This is a genomic window from Caulobacter sp. GW821-FHT10C03, assembly GCF_059415485.1.
Genome location: NZ_JBWKNI010000003.1, coordinates 22,588 through 48,268, shown reverse-complemented (window position 1 = coordinate 48,268; position 25,681 = coordinate 22,588). Strand labels below are relative to the sequence as shown.

Genomic DNA, 25,681 nt, shown 5'->3' with positions numbered 1-25,681 from the left:
GGCGGGCGTCGGGAAAGGCCGAAAGCGGGGCCTCAGCCCCGTTCCTTGGTCCGCTCGAAGCGCACCTTCGGGTAGCGTTCCGCCACGTAGTTGATCTCCCAGCCGCTCTTGCCCAGGAACACCGGCTGGTCGTCGATGTCGCGACCCATGGCCGTCTTGTGCTTGTTCTCGAAGTCCTCGACGTCGGCGCGCTCGCCGACCAGCCAGCGGGCCTCGGCGTAGGGGCTGTTCTCGAAGATCACGTCCAGCTGGTATTCGTTGGCCAGGCGGTCGGCCATGACCTCGAACTGCAGCTGACCGACGGCGCCGACGATGAAGTCGGAGCCGATCATCGGCCGGAACAGCTGGGTGACGCCTTCCTCGGCTAGGCCCTCCAGCGCCTTCTTCAGGTGCTTGGCCTTCAGCGGATCCTTGACCCGCACGCGGCGCAGGATTTCCGGAGCGAAGTTGGGCAGGCCCGCGAAGCGCAGCGACCCGGTCTCCGACAGGCTGTCGCCGACGCGCAGCACGCCGTGGTTGGGGATGCCGATCACGTCGCCGGCGAAGGCGTCTTCGGCCAGTTCACGGTCGCTGGCGAAGAACATGATCGGCGCGTTGACGCTCATGGCCTTGCCGGTGTTCTGGGCCTTCAGCTTCATGCCGCGCGTGAAGCGGCCGCTGGTCAGGCGCAGGAAGGCGATCCGGTCGCGGTGATTGGGGTCCATGTTGGCCTGGACCTTGAAGACGAAGCCCGAGACCTCGCCGTCGCCCGGCGCGACATGGGTCTCGGCCCCGGCCTTGCTGGCCTTGGCCGGCTTGGGCGCGGGCGCATAGGCGCCGATGCCGGCCAGCAGCTGGTCGACGCCGAAGTGGCGCAGGGCCGAGCCGAAGAACACCGGCGTCATGTGGCCTTCGAGGAACGACTGCACGTCGAACGGCTTGCCGGCCTCGGTGACCAGCATGGCGTTCTCCTCCAGCTCGGCGCGCTCGTCGGGCTCGAGGTACTGGACGATGGCGTTGCCGTTGAAGGCGACGGCGTCGGGGTGGCCCTCCTCGTCGGTCGAGCTCTTCTTGGCGTAGGGCAGGAACTGCTGGCTGCGCAGGTCGAGCATGCCCTTGAAGCGCCCGCCCGAACCGGCCGGCCAGTACAGCGGCGCGGGGTCGAGGGCCAGCTTGGAGGAAACCTCGTCGAGCAGCTCGAACGGGTCCTGGGCCTCGCGGTCCATCTTGTTGATGAAGGTGATGATCGGGATGTCGCGCAGGCGGCACACCTCGAACAGCTTCAGGGTCTGGGGCTCGATGCCCTTGGCGGCGTCCAGCACCATGACCGCGGCGTCGGCGGCGGTGAGGGTGCGGTAGGTGTCTTCCGAGAAGTCCTCGTGGCCCGGGGTGTCCAGCAGGTTGAACATCAGGCCATCGTGGTCGAACGTCATCACCGACGCCGAGACCGAGATGCCGCGCTCGCGCTCGATCTTCATCCAGTCCGACTGGGTGCGCCGCGCCTGGCCGCGCGCCCGCACCGCGCCGGCCGCGCGGATCGCCCCGCCGGCCAGCAGCAGGTTTTCCGTCAGCGTCGTCTTGCCGGCGTCGGGGTGGCTGATGATGGCGAAGGTGCGCCGACGGGCGGCTTCAGCGGCGGGAGAGGTGCTCATCCGGCGGAACTACCGCCCCCGCGCGTCCTTGTCACCTTTTCCGGGCCGGGAACCGGAAGCCGCCGGCTCAGCCGGCGGGCTTGGCCTCGGCCTTGGCCCCGGTCTGGGACGCCCCCTTCGACGCGCCGCCGCCGGGGGTCCTGGCCGGCGGCTTGGTCGAGGCCGGCGCGGGCGTCGGGGCCGCGGCCTGGACGGGCGGCGGCGGCCGGTCGGCCTTGCCCTCCAGCTCCTTGAGCATGTTGGCCGCCATCTTCGCCGCGCCGCCGCCGTGCGGGTTTGCCGCGATCGGCGTCAGCATGTCGCGCGCCACGCCGTACTGGCCCGCGCGCGTGAACAGGCTGGCGGCGTTCATCCGGATCGTCGGGCTCTGAGGAGCGATCTCGGCGGCGCGGAAGACGACGTTCAGCGTGTTCTGCGACGGATCGCGATCGAAGGACCGCGCCTCGGCGTAGCCGTAGAGCGTCAGATAGTTGTCGCCGTCGATCTTGTGGGCGCGCCCCAGATACTTGGCCGCCTCGGCGTAGATCGCCTTGGCGTCGTCGTAGTCGGCGTTGCGGGCGGCGGCCAGTCGGCTGTAGGCCATGACCTGCAGGGCCTCCAGGTCGGTCGGCCGCTCGTCCAGCAGGGTCTTGAGGATCTTCTCGCCGGCCGCGCGGTCGCCCAGGTCGCATTCGGCGCGGGCCAGCACCAGGCGGCTGTAGAACTCGCCGGGACGCTTGGCGGCCAGTTCTCGCACCTTCTTCAGCAGCACCGCGCCCTGCTCGTCGCTGACGCCGCGCTTCAGAAGCTGGGCCTCGAGGATCAGGTCGTCGGCGCCCGCCGGCATGCGGGTGAAAGCGATCTGCGGCGGCGGCGGCGGCGTGCGGGTGATCGCCACCCCCATCAGCGGCTTGCGCATGTAGGTCCGCAGGTTGCGCTCCAGGGTCTTGGAGTCCTCGCCGAAGACCTTGGTCCAGCTCTCCATCGGGTCGCCGCCCGCGCGGATGGCGGCGAGATAGTCCTGCAGCTTGGTCCAGCGCTGCTTGTCGGTCCAGACGTAGTGGGTCAGCAGCCAGGCCTGGGCGTAGAAGGTGGCCATGTCGTCGGAGCGCAGCTCGCCGGGCTCCTTGCCCAGCAGGTCCTCCATCGGCAGCCAGCGCTCGTTGTAGAGCGAATAGCCCCGGCCGGCGTTGGCGCTGCCGACCAGCACCTTCTTGGGCTGGAGGTCGGCGGTCATGTAGTACTCGGCCAGCCCCTCGATCATCCAGCCCGGATAGCCGTTGGGGAAGTACTGCATCATGAAGTGGTGCACGTACTCGTGCAGCACCACGTCGTCGCTGCCGTTGGACGCGCTGCCGCGCTCGGCCCGGATGGCGATGGCGAAGATGTCGTCCAGTGCGTTGAAATAGACGCCGCCCAGCTGATCGTCGGCGTCGGGATAGGCGCGGCGCAGCTGGTTGATGTTGCTCACCAGATAGACCGGCAGCTTGCGCGGGGTCTCGGCGGTCGTGCGGTTCTGCAGCACGCGCAGGACGCCGTCGAAGTCCTCCAGCATGGTCACGTAGCTGCGCAGCGTAGGCTCGCCGCGATCGGAATAGACGATGAAATGCGCGCTCTCGGCCCGCAGCCAGCGGCCGGGCGCATCGGCGCTCGGCGCCGGCTTGGCGGCGACCGCCGCCGCGGCCTGATCCTGCGCCCGCGCCACGGCCGGCGCCGCGCCAAGGCCAATAGCCAGTGCACCCGCCACGCCGGCGAGCAAGAACTCACGGAAAGCCACTGTAGTCCCCCAACCGCAACCCCACGTGGATATGGAGGAGAAGGCCGGCGCCTGACAAGTCGTCTCCGAGGCGCGAACGGCCGCCGACGCAAAAAACCCTGTGCACGCTATGGGATTGGAGTCATGCTGCTCACGTCGCCGACGTTCGGCCCCCGAGAGCCGTCGGGGCGACGGAGGAACCGACATGGCCCTGGCCGAAGACCCTCGCCGCCATATCCGTCAGCGCTCCCTGGGACAGAGCACGCTCTGCCTCGGCACGGTCGTGGCGGGACTGGTGGTTCTCGCCCTCGCCCTGAACCTGCTGGCCGGCCTGCTGATCTAGCAGGGCCAGCCGCGCCTCAGGCGGCCAGCCGACGCCAGACCTGGCGATCGGCTTCCAGATTGGTCAGTTGGCCAGCCTTCTGACGCTGGTGCAGCGCGCCCATCACCTCGATGCCGATCTGGGCGTAGCGCACCTGCACCTGCTCGATCAGGCAGCCCCGGGCCGGGGCGATGAACAGGGCCGCGTTGATCTCCGGCGCCTTGGCGATCACCAGGGCGGCCAGGCGCTTGGCCTTCTCCACCTGCTTGTGATGCAGCAGCGGCTCCTGGGCGTAGAGCTCCTTGCCCAGCTCGGCGACGAAGTTCAGCGACAGGGCCGCGAAACGGTCGCGCGTCATCGGCGGCGACAGTTCGGCGGCGTCCAGGCTGAGCACGACGTCGTTCATCAAAAAGAGCATGGGCGGTTTGCGGGGGCTGCTAGGAGACCTGCGACATCCTGCCGCGCCGGACTTTCGGTCTGGTTTAGCGGCAAGGTTAATGCTGTGGATCGTTGCAGAGAACTTTGCTCCCCCAAATCCGGCGTCGAGCGGCCGCCGTCAGGCCTCGACCGGCTCGGTCAGGAAGTGGCGGCCTTCGCGGTCCTCGATCTCCACCACCCAGACGTCCGGATCGATGCGCGCGGCGCGTTCGGCATAGGCGTCGAGGTCGGGCTCGAAGTCCGAGCGGATCGGCTGCATCCACACCCGCTCGCCGTCGCCGCGCGTGGCCTCGCTGTAGAGCCGCACGGTTCCAGCCCGGCGATCGACCACCTTGACCAGTACGGCGCCGGCCCGGACGTCCCCCTTGCGGGCGACCATGGCGAAGGCGCCGCCCAGTTCGGCGCGGCGGATCAACGCGCCCACCCAGAGATCCGTCGAAAGAAGCATCGCTAACCGAACCGCAACCAGAGGCGGATAAGGTCCGCCCGAACATCCTCTCTCGCAGAATACGAGAAAATGGCCACCAAGAAGACTGACCGCGCGCGCAAGCGGCGCTCGATGGCGACCGTGTTCGCCCTCGCGTCCCTGTGCGCGGCCCAGACGGCGGCCGCCACGCCCTCCGACCTTTTCTATGAACGCAGCCTGATGAGCGCCGCCGGCGCGCGCTGCGGCCTGTTCAGCCCGTCGCTGTCGGGCGCGCTGGACGCGGGCAAGGCCCAGGCCCGGGGCGCGGCCCTGCGCGCCGGCGCCAGCAGCGACCAGCTGGACGGCGTGCAGCAGCGCGCCCACGCCAAGGCCGCCTCGGTGCCCTGCAATTCCAAGGACCTGGGCACCGCCGCCGGCCGGGTGCGCAAGGCCTTCGAAGGCTACGCTCTCTTGCAGCGGATGAACTACCCGGGCGACCGGGCCACCTGGATAGCCGACCGCGCCAGCTCGGCGACCATCCCGTTCTGGCGACTGTCGCAGCCTTCGAGCTTCGGCGGCGACCGGCTGGTTTTCGGCCTGGCCGGCCGCAACATCGAGCTGCTGGCCGTGGCGACCTTCGCCGATGGCGCGCGCCCCTACGCCGCCCGCCTGGTGATGCGCGACCCGACCCGCACCCAGGGACCGTACCTGAAGGCCCGCAACGGCGGCGGCCTGGCCGACAACGCCGCCCCGCGCGTCGCCAGCCGGGTGTTCGGGGCCGAGACCCGCGATCCGGTCCCCGCCCCCACCCTGCTGCCGACCGGCGCCAAGACCGGCATGAGCTTCCGCTTCCCGCGCGAGGCCGGCGACGTCATCGCCCGGCTCGACCCGCGCGAGGCGATCACCATCGAGTTCGTGATCCAGGGCCGCGACGGCGGCGAGACCGTGCGCCGGGCCTATGTGGAAGTGGGCGACTTCGCCGCCGGCCGGGCCTTCCTGCGCGTCAGCTGACAGATTTGGGACCGCGCCGTTTGGCGCGGCGGCGACCGGGGGCCATATTGGCTCCATGCAGCGTGTCCGCGTCATCGACCTGGAGACCGCCGGAAACGGCCCGCACGACGTCTGCGAGATCGGCTGGCAGGACGTGGTCCAGGACGCCGGCGGCCCGTGGCGCGTCGACGACGGGGCTCGCGGGTCGCAGTTGATCAATCCGGGCCGCCCGATCTCGCCCGAGACCATGGCCGTGCACCACATCCTCGACGCCGACGTCGCCAGCGCGCCGTTCTGGAAGGACGCCGCGCCGGACGCGCTGCGGCCCGAAGGCGGCGTTCAGGCGCTGGCGGCGCACCGGGCCTCGTTCGAGCAACGCTACTGCACGCCGAAGCTGGCGGGGACCACGCCGTGGATCTGCACCTGGAAATGCGCCCTGCGCCTGTGGCCGCACCTTCAGAGCTTCTCCAACCAGATGCTGCGCTACCAGCGCATGCCGCAGGGCCTGGTCCACGAGCTGGGCCTGCCCGCCCACCGCGCCCTGCCCGACGCCTATGTCACCGCCCACCACCTGCGCGACATGCTGAACGCCGCCTCGCTGGAGCAGCTGCTGGCCTGGAGCGAGCAGCCCGGCCTGCTGCCCCGCGTGCCGACCGGCGCCCATCGTGGCAAGGCCTGGGACCAGCTCGACGGCGACGCCCTGCTGACCCTGGCCAAGGACCGCGACGTCAACCTGCGCTTCAGCGCCGAGACGGAGCTTCGCCGGCGGGGGGATGCGGTGGAGGTGGTTGAGGCGGAGCCCAAGCAAGGGACGCTGCTTTGAAGTCCCTCTCTCTTTGAGAGAGGGAGGGGCCCGCCGCGTAGCGGTGGGAGGGTGAGAGGTTTCACCGCTGACCGGCGAATCCCAACGCGTTCCGACGGGCCTCCAGGCGCCGCCGTCCAATAGCCACACGTGCAAACCGCGAGGTCGAACGACCGCACTTCATTCGGTGAGTTTGTTACCTCTCACCCTCCCACGCCTTTGGCGTGGGCCCCTCCCTCTCTCAAAGAGAGAGGGCTTCCTTGATCTACCCCGCGTCAGCCGGGGCCAGGCACTCGACCGGCTTGCCGCTGGCGACGTCCTCGCCCGGCTTGAGCTCGGAGACCAGGCCGTCGGTCATGCCCTTGGTCCACCACTGCAGGCCGTCGCCGACGTAACGCGCGCCGCTGGCCGACATGGCGATGGTGAGGGTGCGGGTCTTGCCGCCGTACTCGACGACGGCGGTCTTGTCGTCGGGATAGCGGGCCTTCAGCGCCTGGCCGTCGGCGCAGGCGTAGACGATCTCCTTGACCGCCGGGGCGGCGGGGGTCGCCGGCGCGGGGCTCTGGGCCAGGCCGTCGGGCGTCGGCGCGGGCTTGGGCGCCTCGGTTTTCCTCTCACAGGCGGCCAGGGCCAGCACGGCCAGGCCGGCGACGAACAGCGGGCGGATCATCGGCAAGCTCCCCGAAAGCGAAGGTTCCACGCCCCTATAACGTCGGCTGGCCGACCTTCGTTGCCGATCACTCGCCGTCGCGGTCGGCCTTCAGCCGGGCGCTCTCGGCCCTCAGCGGCTTGGCCACCGGGCAGACCTCCTGGACGAAGTCGTTCAGCGTGTTGACCAGGCTGTCGCGCGCCAGGCTGTAGTGCACGAACTGGCCGCGCTTCTCGCTGCTGACCAGGCCCGCGGCCTCCAGAATCGACAGGTGCTGCGACACCGCCGGCTTGGAGATCGAAAAGCGCGAGGCGATCTCGCCCGCCGTCAGGTCGGCATGGGCCAGATAGGCCAGGATCTTGCGCCGGACCGTCGACGACAGGGCTTCGAAAACACGCTGCATGGGAGGGTATTTAAGCGCTTCGCTAATCCCTTGCAAATTAGCTATGAGGTATTTAAGGAATAGCTTACATGAAAGGAACTTCTTCGTGCGGCCTTCCGAACCCGCCCCCGCCCGTTTCATCAGCGCCCTGTTCATCGGCGGCCTGACCGGCGCGGCGCTCACCGGCGCGACCCTGATCGCGATCGGCTTGATCCCCGCCCTGCTCTCCCGCGAGCTCGCCGGCCTCGGTGCGGCCCTGAACGTGGGGCTGATGGCGGCGCCGTTCGCCCTGATCGTCTGGCTGGGCGGGATACTGGTGGTCGGCGCACCCTTCTGGGCCCTGCTCCACGTTCTCAAGATCCGCTCGCCCCAGGCCGGAGCGATCCTCGGCGCGGTCCTGGTCTTCGCCGTCGTGGCCGGCCTGTCGACGTCCTTTGTGCTGCAGGACGGACGCTGGCTCTGGTTCGTCGCGACCTGGCTGGCCGCCATAGGCGCGGTCGTCGGCTGGATCATGGCGCGCGTGGCCTATGGCAAGGGAGCCCCACGATGAGCCAGCGCCCCCTGCCGGAAACCAGCTCCTTCAAGGTGGTCGTCGCCCTGCTGGCCGGGTCGGCCGTCGGCGCCGCGCTCCATGCCGGCTGGGCGCAGGTCGAGAGCCTGCTCATCGGCGAGATGACATTGGTCATGGCCAGCCCGGTCCTGCTGATCTTCGCCTTCTTCTGGGCCTTGGGCCTGCTGGTCTTCGGCCTTCCGGTCGGCGCCGTGCTGCATCGGCGCGGCGTGCGGTCACGGCGGGCGGGAGCGATCGCCGGCGCGATCCTGGTCGCGGCCGTCGTGGGTCTCTTCCGCCTCCTGGTCATGCTGTACGCGCCCAGCGGCCCGATCTCCGCCCGCCACATCGCGGACGCCATCCAGGGCGTGCTCCTGATGGGCCTGGCCGGCGCCGTCGTCGGCTGGGTCGTGGTCCGCGTCGCCTACGGAAAGGACGCCCCGCGATGAGCGAACATCACGACGATCCCTACGCCGTCCATTCCATCGCGCCGGACGCGGGCGGCGACGCGGCGAGCGGCCGCGTGGTCTGGGCGCCGGCGACCTCGCTCTGGCAGGGCGCGATGCTGGCCGGGACTCTGGCCGCGCCGTTCTTCTTCAGCTGGAGCGCCCTGGCCGTCTTCGTCCTGCTGACCGGCGCCACCCTGCTGGTCGGCCATTCGATCGGCTTTCACCGGCGGCTGATCCACGGCAGCTTCGAGAGCCCGCGCTGGCTGGACTATCCGATGATGTGGCTGGGGACCCTGGTGGGCATGAGCGGGCCGCTGGGCATGATCGCCGCCCACGACCTGCGCGACTGGGGCCAGCGGCAACAGGCCTGCCACCCCTACCTCTCCAACCGCGCCGACTTCTGGACCGACTACGCCTGGAACCTGCACGGCCGGCTGGTGCTGGACGCACCGCCCAGACAAGAGATCCCGCCCCGCATCGCCGGCGACCGGTTCTACCGCTTCCTGGAGCGCACCTGGATGCTGCAGCAGGTTCCGGTCGTGCTGGTGCTGTTCGCCCTGGGCGGCTGGCCGTGGTTGCTGTGGGGCGTGGCGGCGCGGGTCTGCGTGTCGGTGACCGGCCACTGGTACGTCGGGCGCCTGGCCCATCGCACGGGGCCGCAGAGCTGGCTGGTCGAGACCTCGGGCATCCAGGCCCACGACGTGCCCTGGGCGGCGATCCCGACCATGGGCGAGGCCTGGCACAACAACCACCACGCCTGGCCCGGCTCGGCCCGCATCGGCCTCTATCCCGGCCAGGCCGACTGGGGCTTCGCCCTGATCCGCCTGCTGGAGCGGCTGGGCTTGGCGTGGAACGTGCGGACGCCGGAGACCCTGCCGGAAAGGCCGGAGCTGGCGCGGGCGTAGGCCCCTACTCCTCCCCCGAGCAACGGGGGAGGTGGCGCGCTGCGGATACGCAGCGTGACGGAGGGGGCGACCGCCGGCACTGAGCCCAGTCTCGCCCCCTCCACCGCTTCGCGGTCCCCCTCCCCCACAAGTGGGGGAGGAGCAAGCACCTAACGCCCCGCCGCGACGATGGCCTTCCACACCGCCAGGGCCTGGCTCATCTCGCGCACGTCGTGGACGCGGACGGCCTCGACGCCGCAGTCGGCGCCGTGCAGGTGGACGGCCAGCGAGCCGCCCAGGCGGTCGCGGGCGTCCTGGGCGCGGGGGTCGATGGCGGCGATGAAGCGCTTGCGGCTGGCGCCCAGCAGCACGCGGTAGCCCAGGGCCACGAAGCGCGGCAGGGCCGACAGCAGGGCCAGATTATGCGCCGGCGTCTTGCCGAAGCCGATGCCGGGATCGAGCCAGATCTTCTCGCGCTCGACGCCGGCGGCCATGGCGGTGAGCGCCCGGGCCAGCAGGAAGGCCTCGACCTCGGCGACGACGTCGTCGTAGCGCGGCTCGTCCTGCATGGTGCCCGGCTCGCCGCGCATGTGCATCAGGATCACCTCGCATCCCAGTTCGGCGGCGACCTCGGGGGCGTCGGGCGCGAAGCGCAGGGCGGCGACGTCGTTCCAGATGTCGGCCCCGGCGGCGACGGCGGCGCGGGCGACGCCCGGCTTCATGGTGTCGATCGAGATGGCGGCGTCGCTCTCGGCCCGGATGGCGCGGATCAGCGGGACGACGCGGGCGATCTCCTCGGCCTCGGACACCGGGTCCGCGCCCGGCCGGGTGCTTTCGCCGCCGATGTCGAGGATGGTCGCGCCGTCGTCGATCAGCCGGCGGGCGTGGGAGAGGGCGGCGGCGGGATCGAAGAACCGGCCGCCGTCCGAGAAGCTGTCGGGCGTGACGTTGACCACGCCCATGACGCGCGGGACGGCATGGATCATGGCCCGGGATGTACCCCCAGGGGCGCCTCGCGTCACCAGCCGATGAAGGTGGTGAAGTCGTCGATCATCGAGGTCCAGACGCCGAAGTCGTCTTCGAGCACGGCCGTGCTGCGGCCGGCGTTGATGTTGACGTCGTACTGGACGTAGGGGTCGCCTTCGTCGTCGATATAGGCCTTCAGGTAGCGGTTCTGGCGGTTCCACTCGTTGATCTTGGCCGCCGACATCGGCTGCTTGAGGTCAAAGCTGGCGGCGAACTGCAGGGCCTTGCAGCGCGGCTTGGCGGTGCAGTCGTAGAAATAGACCGTGAAGTTCACGCCGCCGGCGGCGCTCTTGATCATCGGGTCGCCGGTCTCGTCCTTGGTCAGCTCGGCCTTGTAGCCGGCGTCCTGCAGCCACTTGGCGACCTCGGGGCCGGTCATGCCGTCGACATGGATGTCGCCCGGCGCCGCCAAAGCCGCCCCAGGGATGAGGAGAGGGGTGGTCGCGACCAGGGCTCCGGCCATCAGGCCCAGCATCGACGTCTTCATGCGCGTTCCCTTGCGTTTCAACTCCGAAGGGAAGCTGTACCACCCCCTCGCCCGGGAAGACCAGAACGGGGCCACAAGGAAGCCGTGGACGACCGGTGGAGCAAAACAAAAGCCGGACCCGACGAGCGGATCCGGCTTTCGCGGTCTCAAAAAGTTCGTTCGCGCCTTAGGCGGTGACGCCCGTGGGCGAAACCGGCACCGAAGCGACGGGACCCGTCGGCTTCTTCTCCTCGGTCTCCTCGCGGATCGGCGTGACGCCCTTGGTGACGCCGATGATCTCGTCGCCGCTCAGGGTCTCGAACTCCAGCAGGGCCTTGGCGACCGAGTGCAGGTCTTCCAGCTTCTCGGTCAGGATGCGGCGGGCGTCGTCCTCGCCGCCCTTCACCAGGCGACGGACCTCGGCGTCGATCTTGACCATGGTGTCGGGCGAGACGTTCTGGGTGCGCGCCACCGAGTGGCCCAAGAACACCTCTTCCTGGTTGTCGCCATAGGCCACGGTGCCCAGGTCGTCGGAGAAGCCCCAGCGGGTGACCATGTTGCGGGCCAGGTTGGTGGCCGCGCTGATGTCGCTCGACGCGCCCGAGGTGATCTTCTCCTTGCCGAAGATCAGCTCTTCCGCCACGCGGCCGGCCATCATGATGGCCAGACGCGAGGTCATCATGTCGTAGCTCATCGAGTAGCGGTCGCCTTCCGGCAGCTGCATGACCATGCCAAGGGCGCGGCCGCGCGGCACGATGGTGGCCTTGTGGACCGGGTCGGCGACCGGGACGTTCAGGGCCACCAGGGCGTGGCCGCCCTCGTGATAGGCCGTCAGCTTCTTCTCGTCTTCGCTCATGGCCATCGAGCGGCGCTCGGCGCCCATCATGACCTTGTCCTTGGCGTGCTCGAAGTCGTGCATGGTGACCATGCGGCGGTTCTTGCGCGCGGCGGTCAGGGCGCCTTCGTTGACCAGGTTGGCCAGGTCCGCGCCCGAGAAGCCGGGGGTGCCGCGGGCCAGGGTCTTGACGTCGACGTCGGCGGCCAGCGGCACGTTCTTCATGTGCACGCGCAGGATCTTCTCGCGGCCGGCGACGTCCGGGTTCGGAACCACGACCTGGCGGTCGAAGCGGCCCGGACGCAGCAGGGCCGGGTCCAGAACGTCGGGACGGTTGGTGGCGGCGATCAGGATGATGCCTTCGTTGGCCTCGAAGCCGTCCATCTCGACCAGCAGCTGGTTGAGGGTCTGCTCGCGCTCGTCGTTGCCGCCGCCCAGGCCGGCGCCGCGGTGGCGACCGACGGCGTCGATTTCGTCGATGAAGATGATGCAGGGGGCGTTCTTCTTGGCCTGCTCGAACATGTCGCGCACGCGGCTGGCGCCGACGCCGACGAACATCTCGACGAAGTCCGAACCGGAGATGGTGAAGAACGGCACGCCGGCTTCACCGGCCACGGCGCGGGCGATCAGGGTTTTACCCGTACCCGGAGGGCCGACCAGCAGGGCGCCCTTGGGGATCTTGCCGCCCAGGCGCTGGAACTTGGCCGGGTCCTTCAGGAAGTCGACGACCTCCTGCAGCTCTTCCTTGGCCTCGTCGACGCCGGCGACGTCGTCGAACAGCACGCGGTTCTTGTTCTCGGTCAGCAGGCGGGCCTTGGACTTGCCGAAGCCCATGGCGCCCTTGGTGCCGCCCTGCATCTGGCGCATGAAGAAGATCCACACGCCGATCAGCAGCAGGATCGGCAGCATGTTCAGGAACAGGCCGAGCACGTTGAACTTGTTCGGGTCCTGGATCTGGATGTCGGCGTTGCGCGCCTCCAGCCGCTTGATCAAGTCCTCGTTGTTCGACGGCGCGTTGACGACATAGACCGTCTTGCCGTCGGCGGCCGTGACCTTGACCTGCTGACCATTGATCTCGGCTTTCTTGACCTGGCCGTTATCGATGTTCTTCAGCAGCTGCGAATAGCTGGCGCCGCCTTCGCGGTGCACCGGGTTGCCCTGTCGCATCACGGTCCAAGCCATGATCAGGACGAACACGATGGCCAGCCAGATGCCCACGTTCCTCAGATTCATACGCGTCGTCTTCCCAAAGCTATCGCTCGTCGACCCAAGATAGGACGACTGACGGCGTTTCGCCACGCGCGCGATATCAGGTCGCGGGTTCTTGATCGATGAAGCCGCACGCGGCTTCGAACCTTTCCCGGATCAGCACGCTCGCACCGAACGCGCTATCCCTTGCAAGGATCGGGCTAGAGGCCTGTCCCGAAGCGTCGAGCGCCGCCGGCAACACCGCGCGGACGGCGGCCGGAAAATTCTTCAGAACCTGGCGCTCGGAGGCCGGCAATCGGGCCGAAAGACCGCCGAGCGCGCGGACAGTCACCGGCTCGCGCGCCGTGACGAGGTAGCGGCCGTCCCAGACGGCGGTCTCGCCGGCGGCCAGGGAAAGGCTTTCCAGGCCCCCTCGCCTGGCCTCGCCAGCCTCGCGGACGAAGAGGACGCCATCCCCGTCGGCGACGATGCGGGCGCCGGCCAGGGTGGCGGTGAAGGTCTCGCCCTCCGCCAGCCGCTCGACCAGCCGCGCCAGGCGATCGCCGCGCGGCGGCGTGGTGGAGCCGGCGGCGCACAGGCAGGCGGCGGCGACCTGGGCGGCGCAGGCCCCGCGCGGCAGGCGCAGGGCCTGCTCGCCCTCGACGGCGACCGGAGCCGGAAGGTCCTCGGCAAGGACGGGCGGCTCGTCCGCCGCCTCCTCGGCCAGGGCGGCGCGGGCCCGGGCGCGGGCGAAGCGGGGATCGGCGTTGGCGGGATCCTCCAACCAGGTCTCGCCGCGCTCGGCCAGGAAGGCGCGCAGGGCCTGGCGGCGGAGATCGAGCAGCGGCCGCAGCAGGAAGACGCCTCGCCCCTGCGGCCAGACCGGCGACGGCGCCCATTGGCGCGGATCGGGTGTGGTCGAGCCCTCGGCCCGCATGCGGGCGGCCTCGGCCCGGTCGTCGGCGGTGTGGCCCAGCAGCAGGACGCTCGCCCCGGCCTCGCGAGCGGCCTGCGCCAGCAGGGCGTGGCGGGCGGCGCGGGCGGCGGCGGGCAGGCCCGTCGAGGGCTTGTCGCCGGTCCAGTGCAAAGCGCGAGCGTCGGCTCCAAGCGCTCGGGCCTTGGCCAGGGCGTCGGCGGTCCAGGCCTGGCTGGCGGGATTGAGGCCGTGGTCGACGGTCAGGGCCAGGACCGGCCGACCATGCAAGGCGGCCCAGTCGAGCGTCAGCCGCAGCAGGGCCAGGCTGTCGCTGCCGCCCGAAAAGCCGACGGCCAGGGGCGTGGTCGCCCCCGGCCGCAGACGCCGCTCCAGAACGGCGGCGAAGACGCTGGAAAGGTCGCGCGCGCCGGTCAGGCCGCGCACTTGGCCTGGACGCGGGTGCTCTTGGCCTTGCTGACCACGTCGGCCGGAGCCTTCGGATAGCGCTTGGTCAGCTCGTCCAGGGTGCGGCAGGCGTCGGCCGGCTTCTTCAGGGCGATCAGCGAGCGCGACAGCTTCAGCACGGCGTTGGGCGCCCAGCTGGTCTGCGGCCAGCCGCGCACCGCGCCCAGATAGGAGCCGGCCGCGTCGCCATAGGCCTCGCGCACGAACTGGGTCTCGCCCAGCCAGTAGCGGGCCTCGGGCGCCTTGGCGTCGTCGGGATAGCTGGCCACGAAGCCGCCGAAGGCGTTCTCGGCGCCCGTGTAGTCGCCGTCCAGCAGCAGTTGCCGGGCCTGCTTGAAGGCGGTCGCCGGATCGGCCGGAGGCGGCGGAGGCGGCGGCGGGATCTGGGCCGCGGCGGCCGTGGCGGCGGCGGTCTCCAGCGTGGTGATCTTGCCTTCCAGCGCGGCCAGGCGCTGCTCCAGCTGGTCGGCGCGGGCCTTCTGACCGTCCGAGGCGCGGCGGGCCACGTCGATGTCGTGGGTCAGGGTCTCGTTCTGGCCGTTCATCCGCTGGATGGTCTGCTCTAGGTCGGTGATGCGGTCGTTGAGCGCGGCGATCTGGGCGTCGGTCTCGGCGGTCTGCACGACCACCGGCTTGCCGGTGTCGCGCCCCTGGAAGACGATCGCCCGCAGTTCGCGAACGACCTTCTCCATCTTCTCGATGCGCTTGGCCGAACGGTCGTCCAGCGGATCGGGCATCGGCGTCTGGGCCAGGGCCGGCGCGGCGGCGGCGAGCAGCAGGGCGGAGGCGAGGAGCGCGGATTTCAGCTTCATGTCGACGATTATGCCCTGGTTGCGGACAAAAGTGCGGCCGGATAGTGGGGCCAGACGGAAAGAAGGCCCTCCCCCGGCGTGCGGAGAAGGGCCTTCGATCGGTCAGCCGAGAGGCTTAGCGCGCGCCGTCGGTGATGGCGGTGCGGCCGTTACGGTTCTTGGCCCAGGCGTTTTCGTCCGTACCCGGATCCAGCGGACGCTCCTTGCCGAACGAGATCGTCTCGATGCGCGAGGCGGCGACGCCCTGGCCGATCAGAAACTCGCGGATGGCGTTGGCGCGACGAGCGCCCAGAGCCAGGTTGTATTCGCGGGTGCCGCGTTCGTCGGCATTGCCTTCGATGCGGACGCGGACCGACTGGTAGCGGTTCAGCCACTGGGCCTGACCGGCCAGGACCGGCTGGGCGTCGGCGCGAACCGAGTATTCGTCGGTGTCGAAGTAGACGCGGTCGCCGACATTGACGACGAAGTCCTGGATGGTGCCCGGCAGCGGACCTTGCGGGGTCGGATCCGGAACCGGAGCCGGCGGGGTGTAGGGCTGCTGCGGCGCCTGCGGCTGGGCCGGCGGCGTGGGCTCGACCGGACCCGTCGGCTTCGGCCGCGAGGTACAGGCGGCCAGCGAGGCCACGGCCAGGCCGATCAGCGCCAGTCGGGCGGCGCCCTTGGTGTCGAAGCTCATCCAGTATCTCCTCAAGTCTAGGTACGGCCTGGGTTCAAAACTCTTACCGGCGCTGCTCTTGCTCCGCCCCGCAAAAACGTTCCCTGGACCTCACAATGGCGTCAGTGTGATGCCGTTCCACCTCGTTTCACCTATCGGGTGAATGGCGGATGAACAGCCACGCTCCAACGCGTCGGGCCTGTGGAAAGTTGCGAAACCTTCGCGTTTCTCAGCTCCGAAGGGGTGAAATCAGTCCAGAAGCGGCGACCAGGCGGGGTCGGACGCCGCGCCCGGATAGGCGGCCGGCCGCAGGATTCGGCCGGTGATGTCGACGGTCCAGAGACGCGGATTGCCGGCGCTGCCCTCGCGGAAGAACATCAGCACCCGGCCGTTCGGCGCCCAGGTCGGGCCCTCGTCCAGATAGCTGGTGGTCAGCAGGCGCTCGCCGCCGCCGTCCACGGCCATGACGCCGATGTGGAACTGGCCGCCGGTCTGCTTGGTGAAGGCGATGTAGTCGCCGCGCGGGCTCCAGACAGGCGTGGTGTAGCGGCCGCCACCATAGGAGATGCGGCGCACGCCAGAACCGTCGGCGTTCATCACGTAGAGCTGGGCCTGGCCGCCGCGGTCGGAGTTGAAGACGATCTTCGTGCCGTCCGGCGAGAACGACGGCGAGGTGTCGATGGCCGGGTCGGTGGTGATGCGGGTTGACTGGCGGGTGCGCAGGTCGAGCACGTAGATGTCGCTGTTGCCGCCCTTCTCGACCGAGAAGGCCACCTTCTTGCCGTCGGGCGAGAAGCGCGGGGCGAACACCATGCCGGGGAAGCGGCCGACCGTCTCCTGGCGGTTGGTCTGCAGGTTCAGCAGGTAGATGCTCGACCCCGTCGGCCGCAGGGCCATGTAGGTCAGCTCCTGGCTGGTGGCCGAGAAGCGCGGGGTCATCACGATCGACGAGCCGTCGGTGATGTACTGCGGGTTGGCGCCGTCCTGGTCCATGATGCCCAGGCGCTTGACGCGGGCGAGCTTGGGGCCGCTCTCGGCGACGAAGGCCACGCGGGTGTCGAAATAGCCCTTCTCGCCGGTCAGCCGCTCATAGACCGCGTCGCTGATCTTGTGGGCCACCCGGCGCCAGTTCTCGGCCGTCGAAGTGAATTGCAGGCCAAGAAGCTGCTGCTGGCTGAAGGTGTCCCACAGGCGGAAGTCGACGCGCAGCGAGCCGTCGGCGCCGACCGTCACCTGGCCGTTGATCAGGGCCTGGGCGCCGGTGGCCTGCCAGTCGGGAAAGCGCGGCTGGACGTTCACATCGGCCAGCTTGTCGGTCACGCCGCCGACGTTCAGCGGCTGGAACAGGCCCGAGCGCTCGAGATTGCCGCTGATGACCTGGGCGATGTCGGCCCCGCGCTGGGCGCCGGCGAAAGCCGGGATGGCCACCGGCATCGGCTTGACCGCGCCCTTGTCGATGTCGATCTCGATCTGGGCGGCGGCGACGCCCGGCAGGGCGGCGGTCGCGGCGAAACCGGCCAGGGCCAGGCTCATGGCCAGGAGCGGCGTGGCGAGGCGATGCTTGCGCTTGGTCATCGTCGGGCTTCCTTCCATCTCGTCTCTTCGGCGTCGTTCGACGTCTAACGCGCGGCGCAGGCGTCGCGCGCCTTGAAGTTCAGGTTGAGCTGCGTGTTGTAGTACTGCGGCGCCAGGCCTTCGAACGGCGCCGACTGGTAGACGGCGCGGATCGCCCGCTCGGCCTCGGTGCGCACGATGGCGTCGCTCGAGTTCTCGGCCCCGTTGGCGGTCACCTGACCCGAGACGCGGCCGTTCGGCGTCAGCTTGAAGACCAGCTTCACCTGCATGGCGCCGCCGCCCACGACCTCGCAGTTGGGGTTCCAGCGCCGCTGGATCTCGTCCTTCATGCCGTTGAGGGCCGCCGACTGCAGGGCGGTCATCTCGCCGGCGCCCGGACGGGCCTGGGCGGCGGTCTCGGGACGGTTGGTCTGGCCCTGCTGGGCCGACGAGTTCGGCTTGCCGGCCGGCTTGGCCGTCTTCGACAGGGTCTTTTCCAGCGACGAGAAGAAGTCGGGCTCGGCCTTGGCCGGGGTCGGCTTCTGCGGCGTCGGCTTGGGCTGCGGCTGAGGCGGCTTGGGCGCGGGGCTGGGAACCGGCTTGGGCGGCGTCGGCTGCGGCTTCGGCGTGGGGGCCGGCTGCGGCTTGGGCGGCGCGGGCTGGGGCGTCGGCGCGGGCGTCGGAGCCGGCGGCTCGGGCGTGGCGTCGGGCGCGGGCTCGACGGTCTCGGCCAGCTGCTCGACGGGGTCCTCGATGGCCGGGCGCACGTTGGTTGGGCCCTCGGTGACGATGGTCACGGGCACGCTCTCGCCGATGACGATCGGCTTGGAGGTCTTCCACGGCCAGCCGATCATCACCGCCGCCACGACCAGGCCGTGGAGGACGACGGAGCCGATCAGCGCCGGCGACAGGTTGTTGCGTTCCTCGCGCATCAGCCTCGGATAGTCCTCATTGCGCCGGACGCAGGTCGTCGCCGCCCGCAGGCTGCGCGTCCCGCGGCGCGGCGCCCGAGTCGGGGCCGCCGGTGTCGGTGAGCAGGTTGATCTTGGTGAAGCCGGCCTTCGACAGGGCGGCCATCACCTGGGCGACCACCTCGTAGGGCGCCTTGCCGTCGGCGCGGACATAGATCGGCTTGTCGGTGGCGTCGCCAGCCTTGGCCGTGACCACGCTGGCGAAGTCGGCGAACGGGGCCTGGTCCTCGCCGATGAACACCGCGCCGTCATGGCGGACCGACACGGTGATCGGCTCCTGCTCGTTCTTCAGCGCGCCGGCCTCGGTCTTGGGCAGCTCCAGCTCGACTCCCGAGGTCAGCAGCGGGGCGCTGATCATGAAGATGATCAGCAGCACCAGCATCACGTCGACCAGCGGGGTGACGTTGATCTCGGACAGGGCCCCCTTGCCGCGCCGGCGGCGACGGCGGCCCCGGCCGCCGCCCGAGGTGGCGAAGGCGTCGTTCGAAGACATCGCCATGGATCAGACCCGCTCGCTCAGGCGACGCTGGATGGCGGTGGACAGGTCGTCGGCGAAGTTCTCCAGGCGGCCGGCGTACTTGCCCGCGTCGGTCGAGAACTTGTTGTAGGCGATGTAGGCCGGGATGGCGGCGATCAGGCCGATGGCCGTGGCGAACAGGGCTTCGGCGATCGACGGGGCCACGACGGTCAGCGAGGTGTTCTTGGCCGCGGCGATGCTCTGGAAGGCGTGCATGATGCCCCAGACCGTGCCGAACAGGCCGACGAACGGCGAGGCGGTGGCGACGATGGCGAGGCTCCCCAGGCCCTCTTCGGCCTTGGCGCTCTCGCGGGCGATCTGGGTGTCGAGCACGCGGTCGATGCGCTGGCTCAGCAGGGCCACCTGGCCCTCGCTCTGCACGCCTTTGGCTTTCGCTTCACGCCATTCCTTCAGCGCCGCCTGCAGCATGCGCGGCAGGGCGTGGCGCGGGTTCGATCCGGCCTCGCCGGCGACGTCCTCCAGCGAGCGGCCCGAACCGACCTGCTCCTCGAAGCGATCGGCGGCGCGGTTGAGGGCGGAAAAGCGGAACAGCTTGTCGAGAATGACGGCCCACGAACCCAGCGAGGCCAGGATCAGCCCGATCATCACCAGCTTGACCACCCAGTCGGCGTTCATGAACAGCGTGATGAAGGAGAAGCTTTGCGCGCTGGCGGCGGCGTCCATGCGGTATCCTGCGTCAGTCTAGAAGTGATTGGTCAGCGCCTTACTGCATGAAGCGGCGCAATGTTGAAACTATGACGTCGCTACAGACGGCCCATTTTTCGACGATCGGCGATCTGCATTTGCAGGGCGGGCGCCGTCAGCCTTCTTCTGGCGCGAGCCAGGGGGTCACCTTGGCGCTCATCTCGGCGGAGGGCTTGCGGGGGCGGCCGTCCAGCGTGATGCAGACGGCCTCGACATTGGCGGCGCAGACCAGGTCCTCCCCCCGCGTGATCCATTGCCGAGCCAGAAGGCGCACGCCCTTGATCCGGTTCCACACCGTGTGCACCACCAGGGCGTCGTCGACCCTTGCCGCGCGCTTGAAGTCGATCTCCATGCGGGTGATGGCGAAGGCCGTGTCGATGGCCGCCAGCTCGGTGTGCGACACCCCGATCATCCGGAAGAAGTCGCTGCGCCCCCGCTCGAAGTAGCGCAGGTAGTTGGCGTGATAGACGATCCCCGAGAAGTCGGTGTCCTCGTAGTAGATCCGGACGGGCAGCTGGTGCTCGGTCCCGACGAAGACGCCGGCGGTGGGGATCGGTTCCTGGCTCATCAGGGTCTCTTTTCAGCCGTTTCGGTCGACGGCGCGAGGCAGGTTTCGCATTATTCGCGCGCCTCCTCCACCGGACCGCCCTCGACGGCCGCGCGGGCGTGGGCGATCAGCAGGTCGCGCTCTGCTGCTATGCCCCACTTGATCAGTTGCGGCAGAAAGAGCACCGCGACGCCGAACAGCGCCAGGAAGATCAGCCCCATGAGCGGCCCGCCCGGCGGAACGCCGTCGTCGAGATCGAGAACGGCGCGAACCTCGCCCGGCGCGCCAAGCACCGCGATCAGCACCCAGCCGATGCGGAAGACCAGCGTGGCCTGCCTGCCCATCTGGCCTGCGACCCGGGTCTGACAGGTCACGAGACTGCCGTCGCCGTCCGCGACCCAATCCAGCCGGAGCGGCGTCGGCGCGCCCTCCTGGTAACGTGTGCGATAGATCTTGGCGTGGGCCGGGCCGACGACGCCGCTCACGCCCGCCCGCGCGGCCTTGCCCGGGCGGTCGAGGCTCTCGGCCAGGCGCTCGGAAACGGCCATCGGCGACAGAGGCGTGCGGAAGCGCCAGACGGATGCCCCGTCCCTCATTCCGCGATCTCCTCCACCGGCCCGCCCTTCAGCGCCTGCTGGGCGTGGGCGATCAGGAGCAGGCGCTCGTCGCGGTAGGCGTAGTTGGAAAAGACCACCGCATAGAGACCCCAGCCGCCCAGGAACAGGCACCACAGCACGAACAGGATCACATGGACGGCGGTCAGGCCGCCGGCCGCCGCCGCCATCGGGCCGAACACCAACCAGGCCGACAGGGCGGCCATGAGCGCGAGGCCGATGCTCAGCAACTGAGGGAAGCGTTTGCTTGGCGACCGCATCCGGCAGGTCAGCAGCGTTCCATCACCGTCGGCGACCCAATCGATGCGCAGCGGAATCGGCGCGTATCCCTGGCGCTCGCAGTGATAGATCCTGGCCCAGTCCAGGCCGACCTGACCAAGCACCGTTCCGATCCGGGTCTCGTCCGGACCGCCGACGCTGGCCGCCAGACGCTCCCGCACGACCTGCGGCGGGAACGGCGCGCGGAAACGCCAGGCGACGCTGTCGGTCGCCTTGGCCCTATTCATCCCCGAACAGCCCGCCCTGCGTCGACGACGGCGGGGCGGCGGGCGGGGTCAGGCCCAGGTGCAGGTAGGCCTTGCCGCAGGCCATGCGGCCGCGCGGCGTGCGCTGGATGAAGCCCTGCTGCATCAGGTAGGGCTCGATGACGTCTTCCACGGCGTCGCGGGCCTCGGCGATGGCGTAGGCGATGGTCTCAACGCCCACCGGACCGCCGCCATAGTGCTCGATCATGGCCCGCAGGTAGCGGCGGTCGAGGCTGTCGAGGCCGCTCTCGTCGACTTCGAGGCGGGCGAGCGCCATGGCCGCGGCCTTGCGGTCGATGACCTCGGCGCCGTCGGCGGTGGCGAAGTCGCGCACCCGGCGCAGCAGGCGGCCGGCGACGCGGGGGGTGCCTCGGGCGCGCTTGGCGATCTCGTCGGCCCCGTCCTCCGACAGCGGCGCGCCCATCTTGCGGGCGGCGTGCAGCAGCACGTGGCGCAGCTCGCGCGGGGTGTAGAACTCCAGCCGCACCGGAATGCCGAAACGATCGCGCAGGGGCGTGGCCAGCATCCCGGCCCGGGTCGTGGCAGCCACCAGGGTGAACGGCGCCAGGTCGATGCGGATCGAGCGGGCCGACGGCCCCTCCCCGATCACCAGGTCGAGCACGTGGTCCTCCATCGCCGGATAGAGGATCTCCTCGACGTTGGACGACAGCCGGTGGATCTCGTCGATGAACAGGACGTCGTTGGGCTCGAGATTGGTCAGGATGGCCGCCAGGTCGCCGGGCTTGTTCAGCACCGGGCCGGAGGTGGCGCGGAAGTTCACGCCCAGTTCGCGGGCGACGATCTGGGCCAGGGTGGTCTTGCCCAGGCCCGGCGGGCCGAACAGCAGCACGTGATCGAGCGACTCGCCCCGGCCCTTGGCCGCCTCGATGAAGATCCGCAGATTGGCCTTGGCCTGCTCCTGGCCGACGAACTCGGCCAGGGTCTGGGGCCGCATGGCGCGGTCGGTCGCGCCGGGGATCTGCTCGCCGTGCTGGGCTTCGCCGGAGATGATGCGGGTCATTGGGCGCAGACCCCCTCAGTCGCTCCGCGACAGCTCCCCCAGAGGGGGAGCATCTTGGCGGCGGCGCCAAACGAGATCCTCCCCCTCTGGGGGAGGTGGCCCAGAGGGCCGGAGGGGGTAGCGCAGGCGCTCATCGCCCAAGCTCCTGCAGACCCGCCTTGATCAGCGCCTGCACGGACGCCTCTTCGCCCAGCTTCGCCGCGGCGGCCTCGACCACGCGGCGGGCGTTCACCTCGGCGACGCCCAGGCCCATCAGGGCGGCGACGGCGTCGCCGGTGGCGGCGGGCTTGGCGGGGGCCGACGGCGCCGAAGCGGCCGAAGGCGCGGCCATCAGCACCGGCCCATCGGTGATCGGCTTGCCCTTCAGCTCGGTGACGATGCGCAGGGCGAGCTTGGGACCCACGCCGTTGGCGCGGCCGACAGCGGCCTTGTCTTCACGGGCGACCGCCGAGGCCAGTTCGGCCGGCGACAGCACGTCGAGCACGGCCATGGCGGCCTTGGGCCCGACGCCCTGGATCGCCTGCAGCAGCACGAAGGCGCGGCGGTCGTCGCGGGTGAGGAAGCCGTAGAGCCGCAGGCCCTGGCTTTCGCTCCACTGGCTCTCGATGTGGAGCAGCGTCTCCTCGCCCAGGGCCGGCAGGCGCTGGAGGGCGCGCTGGCCGCAGCGGACGAGGTAGCCGACGCCCATGACGTCGATCAGGGCCTCTTCCTCGCCGACCTCGGCGACGGCGCCGCGCAGGCGACCAATCATGCGACTCTCCTCGCCGTGCGAGCGTGGGCGTGGGCGATGGCGACGGCGAGCGCGTCGGCGGCGTCGGCCGTCGGCGAGCCGGCGGTCGGCAGCAGGCGGGCGATCATGAAGGCGACCTGGGCCTTGTCGGCCGCGCCGGTGCCCACAACCGCCTTCTTGACCACGGGGGCGGAATATTCGGCGACCAGCAGACCGGCGCGGGCAGGAGCGATCATCGAGGCGGCGCGGGCGTGGCCCAGCTTCAGCGTCGACTGGGCGTTGGTGTTGACGAAGGTCTCTTCCACCGCCGCCTCGTCGGGGGCGTGCTGGTCGATCACCGCGCAGACGCCCTCGAACAGGGTCAGCAGGCGGTCGGAGAAGGCGGCCTTCTCGTCGGGAACGATGACGCCGTGGGCGATGTGGGTGATGCGCGAGCCGGCCACGCCGATCACGCCCCAGCCGGTTCGGCGGAGGCCCGGATCGAGGCCGAGGATGCGCAAGGGGCGATTCGCGTTCATCATGTGTTCTCGCAGTGTCGCCGGTTCCTGTCGCCAGGAAAAGCCGCGTCATCCTTAAGCATGGGTTAACGCCAGGCCCCGGTTTTCGCGCATGTGGCTTGCGCGCGGACGCGAAGCCCGCTCCTGTTCCGGCCACGTTTTACGACACTTGAAGGTCGGACCATGCGCCTGAAGGCCCTTTTCGCCACCACCGCGGCCCTCGCCGCCCTTCCCGTCCTGGCCAACGCCCAGCCGACGCCGGGCCCGCAGGTCACGCCGCGCCCCGACCAGAGCGCCTTCCGGGCGCTCTACAAGGAGCTGGTCGAGATCGATACGACCCTCTCCAAGGGCAGTTGCACCGCCGCCGCCGAGGCCATGGGCGAGCGCCTGAAGGCGGCCGGCTATGCCGACGCCGACGTTCAGGTGGTGGTCGAGCCCAAGCATCCGCGCGAAGGCAGCCTGGTCGCCGTGCTGCGCGGGAGCGATCCGAAGTCCAAGCCGATCCTGCTGCTGGCCCACATCGACGTGGTCGAGGCCAAGCGCGAGGACTGGACGCGCGATCCGTTCACCCTGGTCGAGGAGAACGGCTACTTCTACGGACGCGGCACGTCGGACGACAAGGCCCAGGCCGCCATCTGGGCCGACACCCTGGTCCGCCTGAAGCAGAGCGGCTTCAAGCCCAAGCGCGACATCAAGATGGCCCTGACCTGCGGCGAGGAGAGCGAGGGCTATAACGGCATCGAGGACCTGGTGAAGAACCACCGCCCCCTCGTCGACGCCGAATTCGCGCTGAACGAGGGCGCCGACGGCATGCTGGACGAGACCGGCAAGGCCGTGGTGCTCGAGGTGCAGGCCGGCGAGAAGGTCTATCAGGACTTCACCCTGACCGTGACCAACCCTGGCGGCCACTCCAGCCGCCCCGGGCCGGCCAACGCCATCTACCAGCTGTCGGCGGCGCTCGACCGCATCGGCGCCTATCAGTTCCCGACCCGCTTCAATGACGCCACGCGCGGCTACTTCACCCAGATGCAGGGGCGCGTGCCGGCCGAGCAGGCCGCGGCGATGAAAGCCCTGGTGGCCGACGTCGCCGATCCCGAGGCCCTGAAGGTGATCACCAAGGACGCCGGCTGGAACTCGATGCTGCGCACCACCTGCGTGGCCACCATGGTCAGCGCCGGCCACGCGCCCAACGCCCTGCCCCAGCGCGCCACGGCCAACGTCAACTGCCGCATCCTGCCGGGCACGCCGGTCGACGAGGTGAAGGCCAAGCTGACCGAACTGGCCGCTGATCCGGCTGTCGCCGTCACCCTGGCCCACGAGGCCAAGCCCGCCTCGCCGCCCCCGGCCCTGACGCCGGCCATCATGGGCCCGATCCAGAAGGAAGCCGCCAAGCTGTGGCCCGGCGTGCCGATCGTCCCGATCCTGCTGACCGGCGCCACCGACGGCGTGCACACCAACGCCGCCGGCATCCCGACCTACGGCGTCAGCGGCCTGTTCGGAAACTCCGACGGCGACGGCGTCCACGGCCTCAACGAACGCATGCGCGTGAAGTCGCTCTATGACGGGCGGGACTTCCTCTACGCTCTGGTCAAGGACTACGCGGGCGGGAAGTAGGCCCTTCCCACATCCGTAAAACCCCCGCGAAAGCGGGGGTCCAGGTGTTTTATCGTCGAGCGCCACGCGTTTCAGAAAAAGCCTGGGTCCCCGCTTTCGCGGGGATTCTACGGGGGAGGCTTGGCCCCTTAACGCATCGGCGCGGCCTTGAAGGCCTCGATCCCCTCGGCCCGCGCCGACAGCGCCGCCAGTTTCGGGCAGGCGAGCGGATCGGCGGCGTCGGGCAGGAGGTCGCGCGCGAAGCTCCAGGCCACGGCGGCGGTGACGTCGGCCTGCATCGGCCGCGCGCCCAGCAGCCAGCCGTCCGCGACCATCTCGGCCTCCAGCAGGCGCCAGGCGTGGGCCAGTTGCCCGCGCACCCGGTCGATCCACGGCGCGTGCTGCTTGTCGGCCGGACGCAGATTGAACTCGTAGACCAGCTGCACGGTCTTCTCGCAGGCGGCCAGGGCCAAGCCGACGATGCGCAGCGACCGGACCTGCTCGGCCAGCCCCCGCGGCTCCAGGCTCCGCCCGGCCGGCGCCAGCCGCTCCAGGTGCTGCAGGATCAGGGTGGAGTCCATCAGCACCGCCCCCTCGTCCGTGACCAGGGTCGGCGCCTTGACCACCGGATTGACGGCCGCGAAGGCGTCGTAGTCGCGGAACACCGACGCAGGCTCATGCGCATAGGGCAGGCCCAGCAGTTCCAGCGACACGGCGACCCGCCGCACATAGGGCGAATCCAGCATTCCGATCAGGCGCATCCGGCGATCTCCAAGGACGATCGGCGCAGATTGCCGCCGACGGGTT

Annotated in this window: 30 protein-coding genes; 7 read left to right on the top strand and 23 right to left on the bottom strand. The window is 69.9% G+C overall.

What is annotated here, in order from left to right; genetic code table 11:
- Positions 1 to 32 precede the first annotated feature (32 nt).
- Together AC07NG_RS04260 and AC07NG_RS04255 are read right to left on the bottom strand one after the other, a co-directional pair.
- Positions 33 to 1,631 (bottom strand): peptide chain release factor 3, encoded by a 1,599-nt coding sequence (locus AC07NG_RS04260; protein WP_492856505.1) that lies wholly within the window; start codon positions 1,629 to 1,631, stop codon positions 33 to 35.
- 67 nt (positions 1,632 to 1,698) lie between these two features.
- Entirely contained in the window at positions 1,699 to 3,387 is a 1,689-nt protein-coding gene (locus AC07NG_RS04255) for a DUF1570 domain-containing protein (protein WP_494592403.1), read from the bottom strand.
- A 184-nt stretch (positions 3,388 to 3,571) separates the two neighbouring features.
- Here AC07NG_RS04255 and AC07NG_RS04250 point away from each other — a divergent pair, with 184 nt between their 5' ends.
- Positions 3,572 to 3,709: a hypothetical protein gene (locus tag AC07NG_RS04250; RefSeq protein WP_492856508.1), complete on the top strand. Its 138-nt coding sequence runs from the start codon at positions 3,572 to 3,574 to the stop codon at positions 3,707 to 3,709.
- 16 nt (positions 3,710 to 3,725) lie between these two features.
- Here AC07NG_RS04250 and AC07NG_RS04245 read toward each other — a convergent pair whose 3' ends face one another.
- Entirely contained in the window at positions 3,726 to 4,106 is a 381-nt protein-coding gene (locus AC07NG_RS04245) for a hypothetical protein (RefSeq protein WP_487289090.1), read from the bottom strand.
- Positions 4,107 to 4,244: 138 nt separating this feature from the next.
- On the bottom strand, positions 4,245 to 4,574 hold the full coding sequence (locus AC07NG_RS04240) for a DUF1491 family protein (RefSeq protein ID WP_110118447.1): 330 nt from the start codon (positions 4,572 to 4,574) through the stop codon (positions 4,245 to 4,247).
- 69 nt (positions 4,575 to 4,643) lie between these two features.
- On the opposite strand from AC07NG_RS04240, the gene AC07NG_RS04235 reads away from it, so the two are divergent.
- Positions 4,644 to 5,543 carry a hypothetical protein gene (locus AC07NG_RS04235; RefSeq protein ID WP_494592401.1) on the top strand — a complete coding sequence of 300 codons (900 nt, stop codon included), beginning with the start codon at positions 4,644 to 4,646 and terminating at the stop codon, positions 5,541 to 5,543.
- 55 nt (positions 5,544 to 5,598) lie between these two features.
- On the top strand, positions 5,599 to 6,345 hold the full coding sequence (locus AC07NG_RS04230) for an exonuclease domain-containing protein (RefSeq protein WP_494592399.1): 747 nt from the start codon (positions 5,599 to 5,601) through the stop codon (positions 6,343 to 6,345).
- 244 nt (positions 6,346 to 6,589) lie between these two features.
- Here the strand turns inward: AC07NG_RS04230 and AC07NG_RS04225 are convergent, their stop codons facing one another.
- Both AC07NG_RS04225 and AC07NG_RS04220 read right to left on the bottom strand, forming a co-directional pair.
- The gene (locus AC07NG_RS04225; protein WP_494592397.1) at positions 6,590 to 6,994 is read right to left on the bottom strand and encodes an MliC family protein; all 405 of its coding nucleotides are present in this window, start codon (positions 6,992 to 6,994) and stop codon (positions 6,590 to 6,592) included.
- A 67-nt stretch (positions 6,995 to 7,061) separates the two neighbouring features.
- Positions 7,062 to 7,376, bottom strand: coding sequence for a metalloregulator ArsR/SmtB family transcription factor (locus AC07NG_RS04220; RefSeq protein ID WP_492856515.1), 315 nt, complete (start codon positions 7,374 to 7,376; stop codon positions 7,062 to 7,064).
- Positions 7,377 to 7,461: 85 nt separating this feature from the next.
- On the opposite strand from AC07NG_RS04220, the gene AC07NG_RS04215 reads away from it, so the two are divergent.
- Genes AC07NG_RS04215 through AC07NG_RS04205 form a run of 3 tightly spaced genes read left to right on the top strand, consistent with a single transcriptional unit; the run spans position 7,462 to position 9,259 of the window.
- On the top strand, positions 7,462 to 7,905 hold the full coding sequence (locus AC07NG_RS04215; RefSeq protein WP_494592395.1) for a hypothetical protein: 444 nt from the start codon (positions 7,462 to 7,464) through the stop codon (positions 7,903 to 7,905).
- Positions 7,902 to 8,354, top strand: a complete 453-nt coding sequence (locus AC07NG_RS04210) for a hypothetical protein (protein ID WP_494592393.1) — start codon at positions 7,902 to 7,904, stop codon at positions 8,352 to 8,354. Before AC07NG_RS04215 ends, AC07NG_RS04210 begins: the two co-directional genes overlap by 4 nt.
- A complete protein-coding gene (locus AC07NG_RS04205; protein ID WP_494592391.1) occupies positions 8,351 to 9,259 on the top strand; it encodes an acyl-CoA desaturase in 909 nt (302 codons plus the stop codon). Before AC07NG_RS04210 ends, AC07NG_RS04205 begins: the two co-directional genes overlap by 4 nt.
- A gap of 149 nt (positions 9,260 to 9,408) precedes the next feature.
- Here AC07NG_RS04205 and folP read toward each other — a convergent pair whose 3' ends face one another.
- From folP to ruvC, 16 genes are all read right to left on the bottom strand, one after another.
- Positions 9,409 to 10,224 (bottom strand): dihydropteroate synthase, encoded by an 816-nt coding sequence (folP, locus tag AC07NG_RS04200; RefSeq protein WP_494592390.1) that lies wholly within the window; start codon positions 10,222 to 10,224, stop codon positions 9,409 to 9,411.
- A 32-nt stretch (positions 10,225 to 10,256) separates the two neighbouring features.
- Positions 10,257 to 10,751: a YbjN domain-containing protein gene (locus AC07NG_RS04195; protein ID WP_487289074.1), complete on the bottom strand. Its 495-nt coding sequence runs from the start codon at positions 10,749 to 10,751 to the stop codon at positions 10,257 to 10,259.
- Between the two features lie 166 nt (positions 10,752 to 10,917).
- A complete protein-coding gene (gene ftsH, locus AC07NG_RS04190) occupies positions 10,918 to 12,798 on the bottom strand; it encodes an ATP-dependent zinc metalloprotease FtsH (RefSeq protein ID WP_487289072.1) in 1,881 nt (626 codons plus the stop codon).
- 76 nt (positions 12,799 to 12,874) lie between these two features.
- Entirely contained in the window at positions 12,875 to 14,104 is a 1,230-nt protein-coding gene (gene tilS / locus AC07NG_RS04185; protein WP_494592698.1) for a tRNA lysidine(34) synthetase TilS, read from the bottom strand.
- A complete protein-coding gene (ybgF, locus tag AC07NG_RS04180; RefSeq protein WP_492856523.1) occupies positions 14,101 to 14,946 on the bottom strand; it encodes a tol-pal system protein YbgF in 846 nt (281 codons plus the stop codon). The genes tilS and ybgF overlap by 4 nt, the downstream gene beginning before the upstream one ends.
- A 115-nt stretch (positions 14,947 to 15,061) precedes the next feature.
- Positions 15,062 to 15,637, bottom strand: coding sequence for a peptidoglycan-associated lipoprotein Pal (gene pal / locus AC07NG_RS04175; protein ID WP_487289069.1), 576 nt, complete (start codon positions 15,635 to 15,637; stop codon positions 15,062 to 15,064).
- A gap of 213 nt (positions 15,638 to 15,850) precedes the next feature.
- Positions 15,851 to 17,176, bottom strand: a complete 1,326-nt coding sequence (tolB, locus tag AC07NG_RS04170; protein WP_487289068.1) for a Tol-Pal system beta propeller repeat protein TolB — start codon at positions 17,174 to 17,176, stop codon at positions 15,851 to 15,853.
- 44 nt (positions 17,177 to 17,220) lie between these two features.
- Entirely contained in the window at positions 17,221 to 18,087 is an 867-nt protein-coding gene (gene tolA, locus AC07NG_RS04165) for a cell envelope integrity protein TolA (RefSeq protein ID WP_494592386.1), read from the bottom strand.
- A 16-nt stretch (positions 18,088 to 18,103) separates the two neighbouring features.
- Positions 18,104 to 18,625, bottom strand: coding sequence for an ExbD/TolR family protein (locus AC07NG_RS04160; RefSeq protein ID WP_494592384.1), 522 nt, complete (start codon positions 18,623 to 18,625; stop codon positions 18,104 to 18,106).
- Between the two features lie 3 nt (positions 18,626 to 18,628).
- Positions 18,629 to 19,327, bottom strand: a complete 699-nt coding sequence (tolQ, locus tag AC07NG_RS04155) for a protein TolQ (RefSeq protein WP_487289065.1) — start codon at positions 19,325 to 19,327, stop codon at positions 18,629 to 18,631.
- A gap of 136 nt (positions 19,328 to 19,463) precedes the next feature.
- Positions 19,464 to 19,916, bottom strand: coding sequence for a YbgC/FadM family acyl-CoA thioesterase (locus AC07NG_RS04150; protein WP_492856527.1), 453 nt, complete (start codon positions 19,914 to 19,916; stop codon positions 19,464 to 19,466).
- Between the two features lie 50 nt (positions 19,917 to 19,966).
- Positions 19,967 to 20,491: a hypothetical protein gene (locus AC07NG_RS04145; RefSeq protein ID WP_494592382.1), complete on the bottom strand. Its 525-nt coding sequence runs from the start codon at positions 20,489 to 20,491 to the stop codon at positions 19,967 to 19,969.
- On the bottom strand, positions 20,488 to 21,015 hold the full coding sequence (locus tag AC07NG_RS04140) for a hypothetical protein (RefSeq protein ID WP_494592380.1): 528 nt from the start codon (positions 21,013 to 21,015) through the stop codon (positions 20,488 to 20,490). Before AC07NG_RS04140 ends, AC07NG_RS04145 begins: the two co-directional genes overlap by 4 nt.
- Entirely contained in the window at positions 21,008 to 22,054 is a 1,047-nt protein-coding gene (gene ruvB, locus AC07NG_RS04135; RefSeq protein ID WP_494592378.1) for a Holliday junction branch migration DNA helicase RuvB, read from the bottom strand. Before ruvB ends, AC07NG_RS04140 begins: the two co-directional genes overlap by 8 nt.
- A gap of 130 nt (positions 22,055 to 22,184) precedes the next feature.
- On the bottom strand, positions 22,185 to 22,805 hold the full coding sequence (gene ruvA / locus AC07NG_RS04130; RefSeq protein ID WP_494592377.1) for a Holliday junction branch migration protein RuvA: 621 nt from the start codon (positions 22,803 to 22,805) through the stop codon (positions 22,185 to 22,187).
- A complete protein-coding gene (gene ruvC, locus AC07NG_RS04125) occupies positions 22,802 to 23,317 on the bottom strand; it encodes a crossover junction endodeoxyribonuclease RuvC (protein ID WP_199228340.1) in 516 nt (171 codons plus the stop codon). The genes ruvA and ruvC overlap by 4 nt, the downstream gene beginning before the upstream one ends.
- Positions 23,318 to 23,464: 147 nt before the next feature.
- Here ruvC and AC07NG_RS04120 point away from each other — a divergent pair, with 147 nt between their 5' ends.
- Positions 23,465 to 24,895, top strand: a complete 1,431-nt coding sequence (locus AC07NG_RS04120; protein WP_494592375.1) for a M20/M25/M40 family metallo-hydrolase — start codon at positions 23,465 to 23,467, stop codon at positions 24,893 to 24,895.
- A gap of 128 nt (positions 24,896 to 25,023) precedes the next feature.
- On the opposite strand, the gene AC07NG_RS04115 is transcribed toward AC07NG_RS04120, so the two are convergent.
- Entirely contained in the window at positions 25,024 to 25,635 is a 612-nt protein-coding gene (locus AC07NG_RS04115) for a glutathione S-transferase family protein (protein ID WP_494592373.1), read from the bottom strand.
- Positions 25,636 to 25,681: the final 46 nt, after the last annotated feature.